The organism is Clavibacter michiganensis (assembly GCF_021216655.1).
Lineage (GTDB): Bacteria > Actinomycetota > Actinomycetes > Actinomycetales > Microbacteriaceae > Clavibacter > Clavibacter michiganensis.
Genome location: NZ_CP080437.1, coordinates 1,766,974 through 1,783,729, shown reverse-complemented (window position 1 = coordinate 1,783,729; position 16,756 = coordinate 1,766,974). Strand labels below are relative to the sequence as shown.

15 protein-coding genes are annotated in these 16,756 nt (G+C 73.4%); 6 read left to right on the top strand and 9 right to left on the bottom strand.

Annotated elements, in window-relative coordinates:
- Positions 1-126: 126 nt before the first annotated feature.
- The 6 genes from K0V08_RS08265 to K0V08_RS08240 all read right to left on the bottom strand — a co-directional run bounded on the left by K0V08_RS08265 (position 127) and on the right by K0V08_RS08240 (position 6,942).
- Complete coding sequence (locus K0V08_RS08265) at positions 127-417, bottom strand: WXG100 family type VII secretion target (protein WP_012039165.1); 291 nt, start codon at positions 415-417, stop codon at positions 127-129.
- 46 nt (positions 418-463) lie between these two features.
- Positions 464-2,224 (bottom strand): sensor histidine kinase, encoded by a 1,761-nt coding sequence (locus K0V08_RS08260; RefSeq protein ID WP_079534896.1) that lies wholly within the window; start codon positions 2,222-2,224, stop codon positions 464-466.
- A 120-nt stretch (positions 2,225-2,344) separates the two neighbouring features.
- Entirely contained in the window at positions 2,345-3,037 is a 693-nt protein-coding gene (locus K0V08_RS08255) for a response regulator transcription factor (protein ID WP_012039163.1), read from the bottom strand.
- Between the two features lie 77 nt (positions 3,038-3,114).
- Complete coding sequence (locus K0V08_RS08250) at positions 3,115-4,755, bottom strand: DNA repair helicase XPB (RefSeq protein WP_079534894.1); 1,641 nt, start codon at positions 4,753-4,755, stop codon at positions 3,115-3,117.
- Between the two features lie 20 nt (positions 4,756-4,775).
- Positions 4,776-6,662: a helicase-associated domain-containing protein gene (locus K0V08_RS08245; RefSeq protein ID WP_079534892.1), complete on the bottom strand. Its 1,887-nt coding sequence runs from the start codon at positions 6,660-6,662 to the stop codon at positions 4,776-4,778.
- 10 nt (positions 6,663-6,672) lie between these two features.
- A complete protein-coding gene (locus K0V08_RS08240; protein ID WP_012039160.1) occupies positions 6,673-6,942 on the bottom strand; it encodes a hypothetical protein in 270 nt (89 codons plus the stop codon).
- Positions 6,943-7,100: 158 nt separating this feature from the next.
- On the opposite strand from K0V08_RS08240, the gene K0V08_RS08235 reads away from it, so the two are divergent.
- On the top strand, positions 7,101-7,484 hold the full coding sequence (locus K0V08_RS08235; RefSeq protein WP_079534890.1) for a cold-shock protein: 384 nt from the start codon (positions 7,101-7,103) through the stop codon (positions 7,482-7,484).
- Positions 7,477-8,151, top strand: coding sequence for a DUF3027 domain-containing protein (locus K0V08_RS08230; RefSeq protein WP_079534888.1), 675 nt, complete (start codon positions 7,477-7,479; stop codon positions 8,149-8,151). Before K0V08_RS08235 ends, K0V08_RS08230 begins: the two co-directional genes overlap by 8 nt.
- A gap of 72 nt (positions 8,152-8,223) precedes the next feature.
- Here K0V08_RS08230 and serC read toward each other — a convergent pair whose 3' ends face one another.
- Positions 8,224-9,342 (bottom strand): phosphoserine transaminase, encoded by a 1,119-nt coding sequence (serC, locus tag K0V08_RS08225; RefSeq protein ID WP_012039157.1) that lies wholly within the window; start codon positions 9,340-9,342, stop codon positions 8,224-8,226.
- A gap of 108 nt (positions 9,343-9,450) precedes the next feature.
- On the opposite strand from serC, the gene K0V08_RS08220 reads away from it, so the two are divergent.
- The 4 genes from K0V08_RS08220 to K0V08_RS08205 all read left to right on the top strand — a co-directional run bounded on the left by K0V08_RS08220 (position 9,451) and on the right by K0V08_RS08205 (position 14,380).
- Positions 9,451-10,149, top strand: a complete 699-nt coding sequence (locus tag K0V08_RS08220) for an iron-dependent transcriptional repressor DtxR (RefSeq protein ID WP_012039156.1) — start codon at positions 9,451-9,453, stop codon at positions 10,147-10,149.
- Positions 10,150-10,574: 425 nt separating this feature from the next.
- Positions 10,575-11,417: a C40 family peptidase gene (locus K0V08_RS16070; RefSeq protein ID WP_269435322.1), complete on the top strand. Its 843-nt coding sequence runs from the start codon at positions 10,575-10,577 to the stop codon at positions 11,415-11,417.
- A 358-nt stretch (positions 11,418-11,775) separates the two neighbouring features.
- Positions 11,776-12,273 carry an HNH endonuclease gene (locus K0V08_RS08210; RefSeq protein WP_012039154.1) on the top strand — a complete coding sequence of 166 codons (498 nt, stop codon included), beginning with the start codon at positions 11,776-11,778 and terminating at the stop codon, positions 12,271-12,273.
- Positions 12,274-12,307: 34 nt separating this feature from the next.
- Positions 12,308-14,380, top strand: coding sequence for a prolyl oligopeptidase family serine peptidase (locus K0V08_RS08205; protein ID WP_079534884.1), 2,073 nt, complete (start codon positions 12,308-12,310; stop codon positions 14,378-14,380).
- 42 nt (positions 14,381-14,422) lie between these two features.
- On the opposite strand, the gene K0V08_RS08200 is transcribed toward K0V08_RS08205, so the two are convergent.
- The gene (locus K0V08_RS08200) at positions 14,423-15,187 is read right to left on the bottom strand and encodes an AfsR/SARP family transcriptional regulator (RefSeq protein ID WP_012039152.1); all 765 of its coding nucleotides are present in this window, start codon (positions 15,185-15,187) and stop codon (positions 14,423-14,425) included.
- Positions 15,188-15,420: 233 nt separating this feature from the next.
- Positions 15,421-16,746: a hypothetical protein gene (locus K0V08_RS08195; RefSeq protein ID WP_183130588.1), complete on the bottom strand. Its 1,326-nt coding sequence runs from the start codon at positions 16,744-16,746 to the stop codon at positions 15,421-15,423.
- Positions 16,747-16,756: the final 10 nt, after the last annotated feature.

Below are 16,756 nucleotides of genomic sequence, written 5' to 3'. Positions count from 1 at the left end.
ACCGGGTGGGGCGGAGACGCCCCGCCCACCAGCACGATCAGCACGGAGAAGCGGGCGGTCCCTCAGGGGGCCGCCCGCTTCGTCGTGCTCCGGTCATCCGACCGCGAGGCCGGAGTGCGGATGCGGCTAGTGCGCGAACATGCGGGCGTTGCCCTCCTCCACCTCCGCGTACTGCCGGGCGGCGGCGCTCAATGCCTGGTTGATGCTCGCCAGCGCCTCCTCGACGCGCTGCTGCGTGCCCTTCCACTCGGCGACCACGCCCTGGAACGCTGTCGCCGCGCTGCCGGTCCACGACCCCTGCAGGTCGGCGAGCTGGCCGTGCAGGCCCGCCACCTCCGCCTGGATGCGGCCGATGCTGCCCTGGACCGCCGCGGTGGCCGACAGGACGGCCTCGCTGTCCACCTGGTACCTCGTCATGCGTCTCCTCCTTCTCGTCGTGGGACGGGCGGAGGCTATGCGGCGATCAGGACGCGGGTGATGCGGGAGCGCTGGCGGTGGGGGTCGCGGGGTTCTCGGCGCTGGGGAGGAGGGGCAGGATCACGCGGAAGGTCGCGCCGCCGCCCTCGGTCTCGACGACGTCGACGCGGCCGCGGTGCGCCGCGACGATGGCGGACACGATGGCGAGACCGAGCCCGCTGCCGCCGGTCTCCCGGGTGCGCGACGTGTCGGCGCGCCAGAAGCGCTGGAAGATCTTCTCGCGGATCTGTGGCGGCACGCCGTCCCCGTGGTCGCGGACCTCGATGCGCGCTTCCCGTGCGGCCTCGTCGACGACGGTGGCCAGCTCGATCGGGCTGCCGGCGGGGGTGAAGCGCACCGCGTTGCCGATGAGGTTGGTGACCACCTGCCGGATCTTGTTCTCCTCCGCGGAGACCATCGCGAAGCCCTCGGCGGGGACGCGCACGTCGTCGTCGCCGGGGCGGGTGGGGGAGAGGGCGTCCGTCGCCGTCTCGCCGGGGCGGCGCGAGCGCCGCGCGCGGAACCGAGACAGCGTGGCGCCGGCGAAGGCGATCGGCCCGGTCGCGTCGTTCCCCGACGTCGTCGCGGTGCCGCGCTGCGCGTCCGGTGACAGATCCTGGGTGGGCTCGAGGCCGTCGGCGTCGAGGACCGGGCCGACGGGGTTGACGAGGACGGGCGGGAGCGCCGTGACGGTGCGCGTCTGGGAGGAGGCCATCGCGTCGAGGGCGGCGTCGCGCGCGATGGGGTAGAGGTCCACGGGCGCGAGCTGCAGCGGCTTCGTCTCGTCCAGCCGCGCGAGCTCCAGGAGGTCCTCGACCAGCCCACCCATGCGGATGGCCTCCTTCTCGATGCGCTCCATGGCCTGCGAGACGTCCTCGGGCGTCTGCAGAGCCCCCATCCGGTACAGCTCGGCGTAGCCGCGCACTGACACCAGGGGTGTGCGGAGCTCGTGGCTGGCGTCGCCGACGAAGCGCCGCATCTGGTCGATGGTCTTCGCGCGGTCGGCGAAGGCGCGGTCGATCCGGCTGAGCATCATGTTGAGGGAGCGGTTGAGGCGACCGACCTCGGTGTTCGGGGTCGCGCCACCGAGGCGCTGGCTGAAGTCGCCGCCGGCGATGGCGGCCGCGGTGCGCTCGACCTCGCGGAGGGGGCCGAAGGTGCTGGTGACCAGCATGCGGGTGACCGCGGCGCCGAGGACGACCACGGCGAGGCCGAAGCTCGCGAAGATGACGATGTACGTGGCGACGAGGTCGTCCACCTGCTCCAGCGGGCGGGCGACGACGAGCGTCGAGTACTCCATGGCGTCCGGCGAGGCGTTCTGCGACACGCGGACGATGCCGTGCCACGCCTTCTTGCCGGAGTTGTCGGAGAAGACGACGATCTCGTTGTTGATCTGGGAGGCGCGCGCCAGGTCGAGGCCGAAGACGCGGGGGTGCTCCGCGGAGTCGCCCGTCCAGTTGTCGGCGAGGACGTCGCCCTGGGCGTCGAGGAGCACCACGAACCAGGCCGGATCCGCGGTGGCGACGTCGTCCTGCGTGAACGTGTCCGGCATCGAGGCGTCCGTGTTGAGCACCTTCGGGAGCTGCGTGATGGTGACCCGGAGCTGCGCGTCGAGCTGGCTCACCATCTGCTGCCGCAGCAGGTACATGGTGCCGGCGCCGGAGACGAGGAGGCCCAGCAGGAGCAGGAGCACCGTGACGCTCGTGATCTTGGTGCGCAGGGAGACGTTGTTCCACTTCTCCGACACGTAGTCGTGCACTGGCCGCACCTCGTGTTCCCGTCTCGCTGACCTGGGTCGAGGATATGCGACCCAGCATGTGCGAACGGCCGGGCGCCCAGGGGCGTCCGGCCGTTCAGGTGGAGCGGGTCCCCGTGCGGGCCCGGAGGATCAGGACTTGGCGGCCTTGAGCATGTAGCCGAACCCGCGCTTGGTCTGGATGACCGGCTCCGAGGAGTGCTGGTCGAGCTTGCGGCGCAGGTAGGAGATGTACGACTCGACGATGCCGGCGTCGCCATTGAAGTCGTACTCCCAGACGTGGTCGAGGATCTGGGCCTTCGACAGCACGCGGTTGGGGTTGAGCATGAGGTAGCGCAGCAGCTTGAACTCGGTGGGGCTCAGCTCGATCGGCTCCTCGCCGACGAGGACCTCGTGCGTGTCCTGGTCCATGGTGAGCTCGCCCGCGCGGATGATGGCGTCCTCGTCGGCGTGCATCGTGCGGCGGAGGATCGCCTTGATGCGCGCGACGATCTCGTCGAGGCTGAACGGCTTGGTGACGTAGTCGTCGCCGCCCACGGTGAGGCCGGTGATCTTGTCCTCGGTGTCGTCCTTCGCCGTGAGGAAGAGGATGGGCGCCGTGTACCCGGCAGCTCGGAGGCGCTTGGTGACGCCGAAGCCGTTCATGTCCGGCAGCATCACGTCGAGGATGATGAGGTCGGGCTCCTCCTCGAGGACGGCCGAGATGGCCTGGGCGCCGTTGCCGACGGCGCGGACCGCGAACCCGGCGAACCGGAGGCTCGTGGTCAGCAGGTCGCGGATGTTGGGTTCGTCATCGACGATAAGGATCTTCGGGCCATCGCTCATGGGATGAAGTATCTGCGCGCTCGCTGGGAGCCACCTGGATACCGGGGGTGGTCTGGGGCGGCCGTCTCGCCGTGAGGTCAGGCCGCGATGCCCGCCGCATCCAGGATCGTGTAGCTGTAGCCCTGCTCGGCCAGGAAGCGCTGGCGGTTCTGGGCGAAGTCCTGGTCGACGGTGTCGCGGGAGACGAGCGTGTAGAAGCTCGCGGACATGCCTGATGCCTCCGGGCGGAGCAGGCGGCCGAGGCGTTGCGCCTCCTCCTGGCGGGATCCGAACGAGCCGGACACCTGGATCGCGACGGTGGCGTCGGGCAGGTCCACCGAGAAGTTGGCGACCTTGCTGACCACGAGCACCCGCTCCGTGCCGTCGCGGAACGCCTGATAGAGCCGCTCGCGCTCGGCGACGGGGGTCGCGCCCGTGAGCTTCGGAGCACCGAGGGCCTCCGCGAGCTCGTCGATCTGCTCCAGGTACTGGCCGATGACGAGGATGCTCTCGCCGCGGTGCCGCTCGACCAGCGCGCGCGTCACGTCGAGCTTGGCGGGCGCGGTGGCGGCGAGCCGGTAGCGCTCGTCGTCGGCCGCGGCGGCGTAGACGAGCCGGTCCTCGTCGGGCAGGTCGATGCGCACCTCGAAGCACTCGGCGGGGGAGATGAAGCCCTGGGCCTCGATCTCCTTCCACGGCGCGTCGAACCGCTTCGGGCCGATGAGGCTGAAGACGTCGCCCTCGCGGCCGTCCTCGCGCACGAGCGTGGCCGTGAGGCCGAGGCGGCGGCGGGCCTGGAGATCCGCGGTCAGCTTGAAGACGGGCGCGGGCAGGAGGTGCACCTCGTCGTAGACGACGAGGCCCCAGTCGAGCGCGTCGAGGAGCGCGAGGTGCGCGTACTCGCCCTTCCTCTTGGCGGTGAGGATCTGGTACGTCGCGATGGTCACGGGCTTGACCTCGCGCGACTGGCCCGAGTACTCGCCGATCTCGTCCTCGGTGAGAGTGGTGCGCTTCAGCAGCTCCGAGCGCCACTGGCGGGCCGACACGGTGTTCGTGACGAGGATCAGCGTGGTGGTCTTGGCGCGGGCCATGGCGGCGGCGCCGACGAGCGTCTTCCCGGCGCCGCAGGGGAGGACGACCACGCCGGATCCGCCGTCGAGGAAGTGGTCGACCGCGTCGGTCTGGTAGCCGCGCAGCGTCCAGCCGTCCTCCACGAGCGCCATGTCGTGGGGCGTGCCGGGCGTGTAGCCGGCGAGGTCCTCGGCGGGCCAGCCGATCTTCACGAGCTCCTGCTTGAGCTGCCCGCGCGCCCACGCCTGCACGCGGTAGGTCGTCGCGTCCACGCGCTCCGTGAGCAGCGGCGCGATGCGGCGGGAGCTCGCGACCTCCGAGAGGACGGCGGACTCCGTGCTCGAGATCTGCAGCTCTCCGTCCGAGTCGCGCCCGATGACGAGGCGGCCGTAGCGGCCGACCGTGTCGGTCACGTCCACCGTGACCGACTGCGGCACGGGGAACCGGGAGTAGCGCTCGAGGGTCGCGAGCATGTCCTCGGCCGTGTGGCCGGCGGCACGGGCGTTCCAGAGGCCGAGGCGGGTGATCCGGTACGTGTGGATGTGCTCGGGCGCGCGCTCCAGCTCGGCGAACACGGCGAGGTCGTGCCGGGCGTCCTCGGCGTCGGCGTGGGCCACCTCGAGGAGGACGGTGCGGTCGCTCTGGACGATGAGGGGGCCGTCGGGCATGCCCGCCAGCCTAGGCGCGCTCATGCGCTCGCCGGCGCGGGGGAGATCTCCACCACGCTCGACAGGGGCAGGGTGCGCTCGACGTCGGCGACGCGGTCGCGGGCGCGCAGCCGTCCGCCGGCCACGCTGGAGGGCTCGAGCACGTGGTCCACCTCGCGGCCGTCCGGCATGCGCACGCGGACGCGGAGGGCGGCCTTGGCGCGGATCGCCGCCTCGAGCTGGCGCGTCGTCCAGGCGGCCCCGTCGTCGGGGCCGTCGGCCTCGCGGACCCGGGCGACCAGGGCGTCCGCGGCGTCGGGCTCGGGATCCGCGGCGGGCGCCGACGCCGGGGCGGTCCGCGGGGCCGGTGCGATGCGGTGCCCCGCGGCGTCCTCGCGGACGGGGGCGAGCCGGGCGGCCGCGAGCGCGCGCTCGACGGCGTCGGGCGAAGCGGCTGAGGTGAGCACCGCGTCGCCCGCGCGGACGAGACGCAGGGGCGCGAGGTCGCGGTCGACGAGGAGGGTGGCGAGCAGCGGACCGTCCTCGGAGACGATCGCCGACCGGGCATCCGGGGCCCCGTCGGAGGGCGACGCCGGGCGGACGCGGAGGCGGCCGAAGCGCGCGGCGGCCTCGTCGAGGAGGTAGTCGAGGGGCTGGGGGATGCCGGTCAGGGAGATCTCCGCCAGGAGGGCGCGGATGGCGTCGGCCGTCGCGCCGGACGCGAGGGCGCGCGTGACGGATGCGGCGGAGATCCGGTAGGTCGCGGCAAGCCCCCGCCCCTCGGCGTCGGCGACCTCGAGCAGGCGCGACTCGACCGCGGGATCGAGCGGCCCGGGGGAGACGACGGTGAGGTCGTGCTGCAGGTAGACCCGATCGACCTCGGGCGGCAGGTGCGGCGCGAGCGCGGCGGCCGCGGGGCCTGGCCCCGACGTGAGGAGCGCGCGGCCCGCGGAGCTCGGGACGTCTCCCGTCGTGATGCCGAGGAGGCCGGCGTCGCGCGTGAAGGCGGTGATGCGCTCGCCGATCCAGGCGGATCCGCCGGGGAAGCGCCAGAGGACGCTGTCGACGAGCCCCGCTCCCCACGACGCGTCGGCGCGCTCGGCGAGGATGCCGCGGGTCGCGGGCGCCAGCGCATGCAGCCAGGCCGCGGCGAGGGCCTCCCACCGCTCGGCGGTCGGCCGTGCGGACCAGGCGGCGGCTGTCGAGGTCGTCGACCAGGCGCGATCCGTCCGGGCGACGAGCGTCGCGCGGTCGGCGAGGGACAGGTAGGCGGGGACGTCGTCGAGGTCGGCGCCGAGCGCGGCGGCCAGCCGCCGCGCGTCGGGAAGGGACATGCCGCCTCGGCTCAGCTCGCGCGCGGGCTCGCGGGCCAGCTCGTCCACGAGGGCGGCGACGGCGACCACCGACCGGAACGCGTTCTCGCCCGCCCGTCGGTCGACCTCGTCGGGATCGACGCGGGGGACGGCCGCGAGAGGGGCGGGCGGTGCGAGGCGGGCCAGCTCGTCCGTCCCCGGGAGACCGGCGGCGGGCCAGGCGGCGAGGGCGGCCGCGACCTCCGGATGCGTCGTGATGCCCGTGTCGTCGACGCCGGCCAGGAGCGTGTCCGCGGCGCGTCCCGCGGCGTCCGCGAGATCCGCCGGGTCCATCGGCTCCTCGCCGGAGCGACGGGAGAGCGCGTCGCGGAGCGCGCCCAGGGCGACGGGCCGCGCGGTCGCCCCCTCCTCGGCGGCGACCGCGAGGACGGCCAGCGCCGTGCGGTCGAGCTGCTCCAGGGCTCGCGCGACGGCGTCCGGGGCGAGCAGCGCATCGGCGAGGTCGAAGAGGTCGGCGACGCGCGCGGCGTCGACGTGGCGGTCGCGGACCAGGGCGGCGAGCGCAGCGTCGTCGAGCGCGCGCAGGCGGGCCGCGAGCACGAGGGCGTCGGTCATGGTCGTCCCGCTAGCGGGACGTGCCGTCCATGCGACGCCGGCGACGGACGCTGATGATCAGGATCGCGATGAAGAGGAGCGCCGCGATGGGGATGCCCACGGCCGGCAGCAGCAGGATGACCTGCCACATGGGGGTGCTGTACTGCGACGCGTCGACGGCGATGAGCGGCGCCAGCAGGATCGCGAGGATGCTCAGCACGGCGACCAGCAGGATCCCGGCGAGCATGTAGGCGAGGATGCGCTCGGCCCGTCCCTCGCTCGGTGCGGTCTCGGATGCCATCCGCTCAGACTACGCCGTGGCGCGCGCCCGGGCGCGTCGGATCCGACCCCTACGGCGGGCCGGGCGTCGTCGTCGCCGGGTCCGTCGGGGCCCCGGCGAATAGACTGGACCGCCCACCAGCACATCGAGCCCCGCCCGGGGCGAGGGAAGAGGATCGCATGCCCACCGGCAAGGTGAAGTTCTACGACGAGGACAAGGGGTTCGGGTTCATCAGCTCGGACGACGGCCAGGAGGTCTTCCTGCACGCGTCGGCCCTGCCCTCGGGCGTCGCCGGCGTGAAGGCCGGCACCCGGCTGGAGTTCGGCATCGCCGACGGCAAGCGCGGCGCGCAGGCCCTCTCGGCGCGGATCCTCGACGCCCCGCCCTCGCTGGCCCGCATGTCCCGGAAGCCCGCTGACGACATGGCGGTCATCGTGGAGGACCTCGTGAAGGTGCTCGACGGGATCGGCACCGGCCTCAAGCGCGGCCGCTACCCCGAGGAGTCCCACGGCCGGAAGATCGCGGCGCTGCTGCGCCGGGTCGCGGAGGAGCTCGATGCCTGAGCCGCGGGACGACGAGACGACGACCGACGCGTCGACGATGACCGACGAGACGGCCTGCACGACGACGGGCGCGGTCGACGAGACCACCGGCGAACTGGCCGCCGCCGACGCGCCCATCGCGGAGTCCCCCGCGACCGAGACGGAGGCACCCGCGGAGCCGGCCGTCCCCGACGCCGAGCTGCTCGCGGCCGTCGACCTCGCGCGCGCCGCCCTGCTCGAGATCACGCCGGCGGAGACCGTCGGCGAGCCGGCCGGATCGATCGTCGAGGGCGACCGCGTGCTTTCGCTCCTCTTCGCGAACACGATGCCCGGCTACCCCGGCTGGTTCTGGACCGTCACGCTCGCCCGCGTCGACGACGCCACCCCCACCGTGCTGGAGGCCGAGCTGATGCCCGGGGAGGGAGCGCTGCTCTCGCCCGAGTGGCTCCCGTGGTCCGATCGGCTCGCCGGCATCGAGGCCGACCAGGAGGCCGAGCGCCTCGCGGCGGAGTCCGACGACGAGGACCAGGACGAGGACGACGACCCCGCGGAGGACGCGGAGGACGCGGACGACGTGCTCGACGGCGTGGACTTCGAAGCCCCTGCCTCGGACGACGACGATGATGACGATGACGATGACGATGACGACGACGACGACGACACGAGCTTCGACGGCGCCGATCGCTGACCCGCGTACCGCATGACGACGGCGGCGACCCCCTCGGGGGCCGCCGTCGTCGTCATGTCCGGGAGGCCGTGATCAGCCGGCGCCCTGCTCCACCACGAACTCGATGCAGCGCACGAGGGCGCGCACGTCGTCCGGCTCGATGGCCGTGAAGGTCGCGACCCGCAGCTGGTTGCGCCCGAGCTTGCGGTACGGCTCGGTGTCGACGACGCCGTTGGCGCGGAGCGTCTTCGCGACGGCGGCCGCGTCGATGGAGTCGTCGAAGTCCATCGTCACCACCACCTGCGAGCGGTGCGCGGGATCCGTCACGAACGGGCGCGCGTACTCCACGCGCTCCGCCCACTCGTAGAGGACGGACGACGACTCGCGCGTGCGGGCGTCTGCCCAGGCCAGGCCGCCTGCCCGGTCGATCCAGTCCAGCTGGTCCTCGAGCATGAGCAGCGTGGCGAGGGCCGGGGTGTTCAACGTCTGGTCCAGGCGGGAGTTGTCGACGGCGTTCTTGAGGCTGAGGAACTCGGGGATCCACCGGCCGGACGCCGCGATGCGCTCCACGCGCTCGAGGGCGGCGGGGGAGAAGAGGGCGAGCCAGACGCCGCCGTCGCTCGCGAGGTTCTTCTGCGGGGCGAAGTAGTAGACGTCCGCCTGGGCCGCGTCGAAGTCGATGCCGCCGGCCGCGCTCGTCGCGTCGACGACCGTGAGCGCGCCCTCGTCCCCGTGGACGCGGGTGACGGGCGCCATCACGCCGGTGGAGGTCTCGTTGTGCGGCCACGCGTAGACGTCGACGCCCTCGACAGGGCTCGCGGATGCGCGGCTGCCGGGCTCGGCGCGGATCACGTCGGGCGCCTCGAGGAAGGGCGCCGCGGCGGCCTTCGCGAACTTGCCGCCGAACTCGCCGAACACGAGGTTCTGGCTGCGGCGCTCGATGAGGGAGAAGGCCGCGGCGTCCCAGAACGCCGTGGATCCGCCGTTGCCCAGCACGACCTCGTAGCCGTCGGGCAGGCGGAAGAGCCGGGAGAGCCCCTCGCGGACGCGCCCGACCATGTCCTTCACGGGCGCCTGGCGGTGGGAGGTGCCGAGGATCTGCGCGCCCGCGAGCGCGAGGTGGTCGAGCTGCGCCTGCCGGACCTTGGACGGGCCGCAGCCGAATCGTCCGTCGAGGGGCAGCAGTTCGGTGGGGATCGTCGTGGCTGGCATGCGGCAATGGTAGGGGACCGTCCGCGGGCGCCCCGGGCCGTCCCACGACCCGAGCCGGTCATCCGGCACCCGGGGAAGTAGGCTGGTCCCTGGCGCAAGGGAGGCCCGATGACTGATCTCGTGGACACGACGGAGATGTACCTCCGCACCATCCTCGACCTCGAGGAGGAGGCCATCGTGCCTCTGCGGGCGCGCATCTCCGAGCGCCTCGGCCACTCGGGTCCCACCGTCTCGCAGACGGTGGCGCGCATGGAGCGCGACGGCCTCGTGATCGTCAGCGGCGACCGCCACCTCGAGCTCACCCCGGAGGGTCGCAGCAAGGCCGTCCACGTGATGCGCAAGCACCGCCTCGCCGAGCGCCTCCTCAGCGACGTCATCGGCCTCGAGTGGGAGTTCGTGCACGATGAGGCCTGCCGCTGGGAGCACGTGATGAGCGAGCAGGTGGAGCGCAAGATCCTCGACCTCCTCGGTCACCCCACGGAGTCGCCGTACGGCAACCCCATCCCCGGGCTCGACGAGCTCGGCGACTCTCCCGCCGTCGCGTTCATGGCCGGCGTCGTCAGCATCGTCGAGGCGTCGCTCGGCACGACGGAGGACGCCCCCGCACGTGGCGTGATCCGCCGGCTGGGCGAGCCCGTGCAGTTCGACCCGGAGCTGCTCTCCCAGCTGAAGCAGGCCGGCGTGCTGCCGGGTGCCACCGGATCCTTCTCCCGCGAGGGCGCCTACGTCCTGGTGCGGGTGGACGGCGCGGGGCCGGGGCTCGAGCTGCCGCTCGAGGTCGCCGGGCACATCTTCATCGAGCGCTGACCCGACGCGGTCTGCGGAGCGCGCGACGCCGGGCGTCGGCGTATTCGCCCGGTGGATCCCCAGGACCACCCCCGGACTGGGCACAGGCGAGGGGCGCGCCGCCCTCATCGGGGGTTCCGTCCGGCATCCGTCGTGAGGATGACGTCTGCCGTTATGGATTCGTTAGAAATATGGTCCCTCAGGATGACAAACGGGAGCGCGTCCCTTACTCTCGAACAGGCCCGACCGACCACCACAGAGGTTCCGGGCCCGGTGCAGGGCGTCTCGACACCCGTCCCCTGCATGAGTACCCCTCGACGACCTTGGAGGGACGGGGCGCCAGCATGTCCGGCGTCGAGACGCAGGAGGTTGACAACTTGGCCCATGGTGACATCAGCGGTTCCGTCGGGAACCCGTCCGACCCGACTCGACCGCCCGCACCCGGGATGGATCGTCTGCCCACCCGCCGCGAGCTCCGCGCCGCGGAGACCGCGAAGGCCGTCCGCCCGCGTCGTGACTCCGCGACCCGCACCCTCCAGGCTCCCGCTCCCCGCCTGAGCCCGACCCCGGCGCCCGTCGGCCGTTCGCGCCGCACGAAGGCCGCCAACGCCGTCGTGATGACCTTCGTCACCGGCCTCGTCGGCGTCATGGCCATCCCCGCGTACGCCGCGGGATCCCAGCTCGAGCACACCTCGTCCGCCGAGGGCGCGTCTCTGCAGGACTACACGGCCGCCAACGCGCAGGTCGTCACCGCCGACAACGCGTCGTCCGCCCCGGTCGAGGAGGGCTTCACCGCCACGTCCGTCGCCGACCTCAACGCGCAGAAGGCCGAGGCCGCACGTGCCGCCCTCGCCGAGCAGCGCCGCACGCAGCTCGCGTCCTCCGCCACGACCTACAACGGCGCGTCCGCGTCGCAGCTGGCCCAGAACCCGATCTACCCGGGCACCTCGGCCACCGGCGTCGCGGCCGTCGCTCGCCAGTACCTCGGGGTCCCGTACGTCTTCGGCGGCAACACCCCCGCGGGCTTCGACTGCTCCGGCCTCGTCCAGTACGTGTTCGCCCAGTTCGGCCTCAACCTCCCGCACTCGGTGCGGGCGCAGGGTGCGGCCGGCGTCACGGTGCCGGCTTCCCAGGCGCGCGCCGGCGACATCGTCGTCTGGAACGACGGCAGCCACGACGGCATCTACACGGGCAACGGCATCATGATCGACGCGCCGAAGCCCGGCGACCACGTCAAGGAGCGCCCGGTCTGGAGCTCCAACGTGCACTACGTCCGCCTCCTGGGCTGACACCGGCACGAGCACGACCCCGGGAGGCCGGCGGCACGCGTCCTGTGGGATGCGCCGCCGGCCTCCTGCGTTCCCCGGGACAAACGGGGATCGAGGGGTACCCTGTCCGGTGAGACGTCCCTCGACCCGCCCGGGAGCCCCGATGACCACCGCACCTGACATCCGAACCATGGATGCGCACGTGCGCCACGGCCATCGGCACCATCCCCGGATGGGCAGCCACCTGTTCCACCCGAGCGGTCACCCGCTCTCCTAGAAGGCATCGCCGAGCACTCGGCGGTGCCTTCGCGTGTTCCCGGGGGCGGGACGCCTCATTCGGATTCCTGGAAGCCGTCCAGGCCGGTCTGAGAGGGATGTCGTGCGCACACTGGTACTCAACGCGGGCTTCGAGCCGCTCGCCGTCGTGTCGTTCAAGCGGGCCCTGGTGCTCGTGCTGAGCGGCAAGGCCACCATGCTCGCCCAGGACGAGGAGCACCCGATCCTCGGGAACGGCGGCGCGTGGGGTCGCCCGTCCGTGATCCTGCTCACGCGGTACGTGCGGATCCCGCACGCGCGCCGCGTGCCCGTCTCGCGGCGCGGGGTGCTGCGGCGCGACGGGGGCCGGTGCGCCTACTGCGCCCGCAACGCGACCACCATCGATCACGTCCTCCCGCGCTCGCGCGGCGGGAAGGACACGTGGGAGAACCTCGTGGCCTGCTGCCTGTCGTGCAACAACCGCAAGAGCGACCGCACGCCGGAGGAGATGGGCTGGACGCTGCGCACGCCGCCGCGGGCCCCGCAGGGGAGCGGGTGGGTGGTCAGCGGGATGGAGCGGCCCGCGCCCGGATGGGACGAGTTCCTGGCGCCGGCGGCCTGATCGAGGCGACAGATCGCCTCCGTAGGCTGAGGGCATGACCGCCGACGCTCGCGAATCCCCGATCCCCGACGACCCCTTCCTCTGGCTGGAGGAGATCCACGGGGACCGCGCGCTCGCCTGGGTCCGCGCGCAGAACGAGCGGACGCTCGGCCGGTCGCCCGAGGGATCGCGCGCGGAGCTGACGACCGAGCTGCTCGAGGTGCTCGAGTCGGACGAGCGGATCCCGTACGTGACCCGGCACGGCGAGCACCTCTACGGCCTCTGGCGCGACGCCGACCACGTGCAGGGACTCTGGCGTCGCACGACGCTCGACGAGTACCAGGCTCCGGCGCCCGAGTGGGAGGTGCTGCTCGACCTGGACGCGCTGGGCGAGGCGGAGGGGATCCCGTGGCAGTTCTCGCGGGCGCAGCTGCTGTCGCCCGCACGCGACCGGGCGCTCGTCTCGCTCTCGCCCGACGGCGGGGACGCGGTCGCCGTCCGCGAGCTCGACCTCGGCACCGGGCTCTTCGTCGAGGGCGGATTCGAGGTGCCGGTCGCGAAGACGATGGTGTCGTGGATCGACCGGGACACGGTCTTCGTCGGCACGGACTTCGGGCCGGGCAGCCTCACCGAGAGCTCGTACGCCCGGACCGCGCGCCGGTGGAGCCGCGGGCAGGCGCTGGCCGACGCCCCCGAGGTGCACGCGGTCGCGGCCACGGACATGCTCGTCCACGTCACGCACGACCCCACGCCCGGATTCGAGCGCGACGTGGTGCGGGAGGTGCCGGACTTCTTCACGTCGCGGACGCTCCTGCTGACGGACGCGGGCACGGTGCCGATCGACGTGCCGGAGGACGTGGACGTCGACCTGCACCGCGAGTGGCTCGTGCTGCGGCCGCGCACCGACACGGAGATCGGCGGAGTCGTGCACGCGGCCGGGTCGCTGCTCGCGGCGCGCCTCGACGACTTCCTCGCCGGATCCCGGCAGCTCGCCGTGCTGTTCGCGCCGACCTCGTCACGGAGCCTCGAGGACTGGGCGTGGACCGCGGGGCACCTCGTGCTCACGCTGCTCGAGGACGTGGCGAGCCGGATCCGCGTGCTGACGCCGCCGACCGCCGCCGGGCGCGCCGGATGGCGCGAGGAGGACGTGCGCGTGGGGACGCCGCTCGCGTCCGTCTCCGTCGTCGCGACCGACCGCGAGACCGACGAGTACTGGCTCGCCGTGACGGGGTTCCTCACGCCGCCGACGCTGCTGCACGGCGTGGTCGGCGAGGGCGCGCCGCGACCGGTCAAGGAGCAGCCCGCGTCGTTCGACGCCGACGGCCTCGAGGTGCAGCAGCACTTCGCCGTGTCCGACGACGGGACGCGCGTGCCCTACTTCCAGGTGGGTCCGCGCGACCTGCCGCTCGATGGATCCGCGCCCACGCTGCTCTCCGGCTACGGCGGCTTCGAGAACAGCCGACTGCCGTCGTACAGCGGCGTCGTGGGGCGCGGCTGGCTCGCGCGCGGCGGCGTCCACGTGCTGGCGAACATCCGCGGCGGCGGCGAGTACGGACCGGCGTGGCACAGGGCCGCGCTGCGGCAGGACCGGCATCGGGCCTACGAGGACTTCGCCGCCGTCGCGCGCGACCTCGTGGCACGCGGCGTGACCGTGCCCGCGCGCCTCGGTTGCGAGGGCCGCAGCAACGGCGGGCTGCTGGTCGGCAACATGCTCACGACGTACCCGGAGCTGTTCGGCGCGGTGATCTGCGGAGTGCCGCTGCTCGACATGCGGCGATACACCCGGCTGTCGGCCGGGGCGTCGTGGATCGCCGAGTACGGAGACCCGGACGTGGCATCCGACTGGGAGTTCATCCGCACCTTCTCGCCGTACCACAACGTCCGCCCCGGGGTCGCGTACCCGCCGACGCTCGTCTACGCGGCGACGAGCGACGACCGCGTCGGCCCGGTGCAGGCGCGGAAGATGGTCGCGCTCCTGCACGAGACCGGGGTCGAGGACGCCTGGTACTTCGAGAACACGGCCGGCGGCCACGGCGGATCGGCGGACAACCCCGCGACGGCGCGCCTGCAGTCGCTCATCCACGCGTTCCTCTGGGAGCGGCTCGGCGGCGTGCCGGCGGCGGCCTGAGCGGCAACGCGGCGGGGTGACCGGCGGCCGCCGTCCGGGCCGTCAGCCGACGCGGCGGGTCGTGGCGCGGGGGCGCAGGCCGGACACGAGGTCGGTCAGCATCGCCGTGGGCTCGAGCCCCACCTCGCGGGCGAGGCGCGTGCGGTACATGTCGTAGGCGCGGAGGGCGTCGGACTGGTTGCCGGCGGCCACGTGCACGGTGATGAGGCAGCGCTGCGCGGTCTGGCGGAGCGGATCCACGTCGATGGCCCGTCGGGCCGCTGCCGCCGCCTCGTGCAGGCGCGCGCGGGTCAGGAGCGCCTGGGACTGGGCCTCGAGCGCGTTCACCCGCAGGTGTCGCCACTCCTCGGCCGCGGGCTCCAGCCAGGCGTCGAACCAGTCGGGCAGGAGATCCGCGCTGAAGAGGGCCACCGCGGCCGGCGAGATGTCCGCGTCGTCCGGCTCCCCGTGACGAGGCTCGAGCAGTCGGGCGGCCGTCGCGCGCGCCGTCCGGAGGTCGACGTCGACCGCGTCGTGCAGCACGAGCCCGCCGGGGGCGGAGCCGACGATCTCGCGGCCGCCGTCGCCGAGGCGGGCGATGGCGGAGCGGAGGCTCGACGCGGCGCGACCGTCCAGCGCGTCGGGCCACAGCTGGCTGGCGAGGGTGCCGCGGTCGGCGGGTCGGGCGCGGATCGCGAGCGCGGCGATGAGCCGCCTGGTCCCCTCGGAGAGCGCGGCTCCGGTCGGATCCGGGCCGGGGGAGGCGGACGCCGGATCGGCGCCGAGGCCGGCGACGCGGAAGCCGCCGAGCACGTCGACGCGGATCACGACGGTGCTCCGGCGCTGGCCGGGCGGGCGGCGAGGAGCCGAGCGGCGGCGGGTGGGCGGCGCGCCGAGCGGAGGGATCCGCCGTCGACTCGCTGATGCATCCCGCACCTCCATCGCGGCCACCGTATCCGTTCGGACACGAAAGCCCACCATGAGCGTGCTTTTGGGGCTACGCGCGAGAGAGCGCCTGACGACGGGTCGTCGGGCGCTCCCTCGGCTGATCCGCGTTGCGGTTACCGCTGGGCGGACCTGCGTCGTGCGTTCCAGCCCAGTCCGAGCGCACCCAGGACCAGGGCGGCGAGGCCCCAGCCGATCGTCGGAGTGGGGTCGTAGCCCGTCACGGGCAGCGATCCGCCGGGCGTCGTGCCCCCGGGGACGATCGGCGTGGCGGTGGTGCTCGTCGGGGTGGGCGTCCCGGCCGTCGGCGTCGGAGTGCCCGCGGTCGGGGTGGGCGTGCCCGGCGTCGGCGTGCCGACCGTCGGCGTGGGCGTGGGGACCGTCGCGGTGGGCGTCGGCACGGTGGCGGTAGGCGTCGGGACCGTCGGCGTCGGGGTCGGCGCGGTTGCCGTCGGCGTCGGGACGGTCGGGGTCGGCGTCGGCGCGGTGGGCGTCGGGGTCGGCGCCGTCGGCGTGGGCGTCGGGGCGGTCGGCGTCGGGGTCGGGGTCGGCGCGGTGGGCGTCGGCGTCGGGACCGTGGGGGTGGGGGTGGGGGTGGGCACCGTCGGCGTGGGAGTCGGCACCGTGGGCGTCGGCGCGGGCGTGGTCGGCTCGACCGTGGGGGTCGCGGTGGGCGTCGCGGTCGCCGTCGGCGTCGGTGTCACGACGGCGGTGACGAAGTTGCTGATGTTCGTGGCGCAGGTGACGGTCGCGCCGCCGCCGTTGCCGGAGCCGTTGCACTGGTTGACCGTGACGAGGAGCGCGGAGGTCTCGGTGGACGTCGGGACCGTGCAGGTCACACGACCCGCGGCGCCGCCGCCGTTGCCGGAGCCGTTGCACTGGGTGACGTCGGCGCCGGTCGTGTTGGAGACGGGCGAGCAGGCGGTGCCGCCCGCTGCGCCGTCGGTCGCGGATCCGATGCACTGGTTCACCGTGGCGGGCGTCGTGGTGCTCTCGCCGACGATGTTGTTGGTGATGTCGACGTTGCAGATGACATTGCTGCCGCCGCCGTTGGCGACGCCGTTGCACTGCTCGACGGCGGTGATGATGATCCCGTCGCGCTGCGACACCGTCGTGTTGCACAGGGGGGCCGCTCCCGCGGCGCCGGCGCAGACGCGGGTGGTGACGGTCGAGGACCCCGTCTGCGTGGCGACGTCCAATTCGTTCACGACCGTCACGTCGCATTCGACCTGGTCGCCACCGCCGTTGGGGGTGTCGTTGCACTGGCTCGTCGTCGTGGGGGAGACGGCGGCGGATGCGGACTGCATCTGACCGGTCAGGCCGACGACGGCGACGAGCGCGATGAGCGCGGCGCCCGCGGACGCGAGGACGCGTGCGCGGATGCGGTGACCCGAGCGGCGGGCGGGAATTGCGGTCCCGGGTGATGCGAGGTGTTTCGGCACGGTGCTCCTT

Excerpts from the sequence above, each read along its gene's own strand:
- K0V08_RS08205 (WP_079534884.1), top strand. The coding sequence starts at position 12,308 with ATGACCGCCGACGCTCGCGAATCCCCGATCCCCGACGACCCCTTCCTC.
- K0V08_RS08235 (WP_079534890.1), top strand. The coding sequence starts at position 7,101 with ATGCCCACCGGCAAGGTGAAGTTCTACGACGAGGACAAGGGGTTCGGG.
- K0V08_RS08240 (WP_012039160.1), bottom strand. The coding sequence starts at position 6,942 with ATGGCATCCGAGACCGCACCGAGCGAGGGACGGGCCGAGCGCATCCTC.
- K0V08_RS16070 (WP_269435322.1), top strand. The coding sequence starts at position 10,575 with ATGGATCGTCTGCCCACCCGCCGCGAGCTCCGCGCCGCGGAGACCGCG.
- K0V08_RS08220 (WP_012039156.1), top strand. The coding sequence starts at position 9,451 with ATGACTGATCTCGTGGACACGACGGAGATGTACCTCCGCACCATCCTC.
- K0V08_RS08250 (WP_079534894.1), bottom strand. The coding sequence starts at position 4,755 with ATGCCCGACGGCCCCCTCATCGTCCAGAGCGACCGCACCGTCCTCCTC.
- K0V08_RS08245 (WP_079534892.1), bottom strand. The coding sequence starts at position 6,662 with ATGACCGACGCCCTCGTGCTCGCGGCCCGCCTGCGCGCGCTCGACGAC.
- K0V08_RS08265 (WP_012039165.1), bottom strand. The coding sequence starts at position 417 with ATGACGAGGTACCAGGTGGACAGCGAGGCCGTCCTGTCGGCCACCGCG.
- serC (WP_012039157.1), bottom strand. The coding sequence starts at position 9,342 with ATGCCAGCCACGACGATCCCCACCGAACTGCTGCCCCTCGACGGACGA.
- K0V08_RS08255 (WP_012039163.1), bottom strand. The coding sequence starts at position 3,037 with ATGAGCGATGGCCCGAAGATCCTTATCGTCGATGACGAACCCAACATC.
- K0V08_RS08230 (WP_079534888.1), top strand. The coding sequence starts at position 7,477 with ATGCCTGAGCCGCGGGACGACGAGACGACGACCGACGCGTCGACGATG.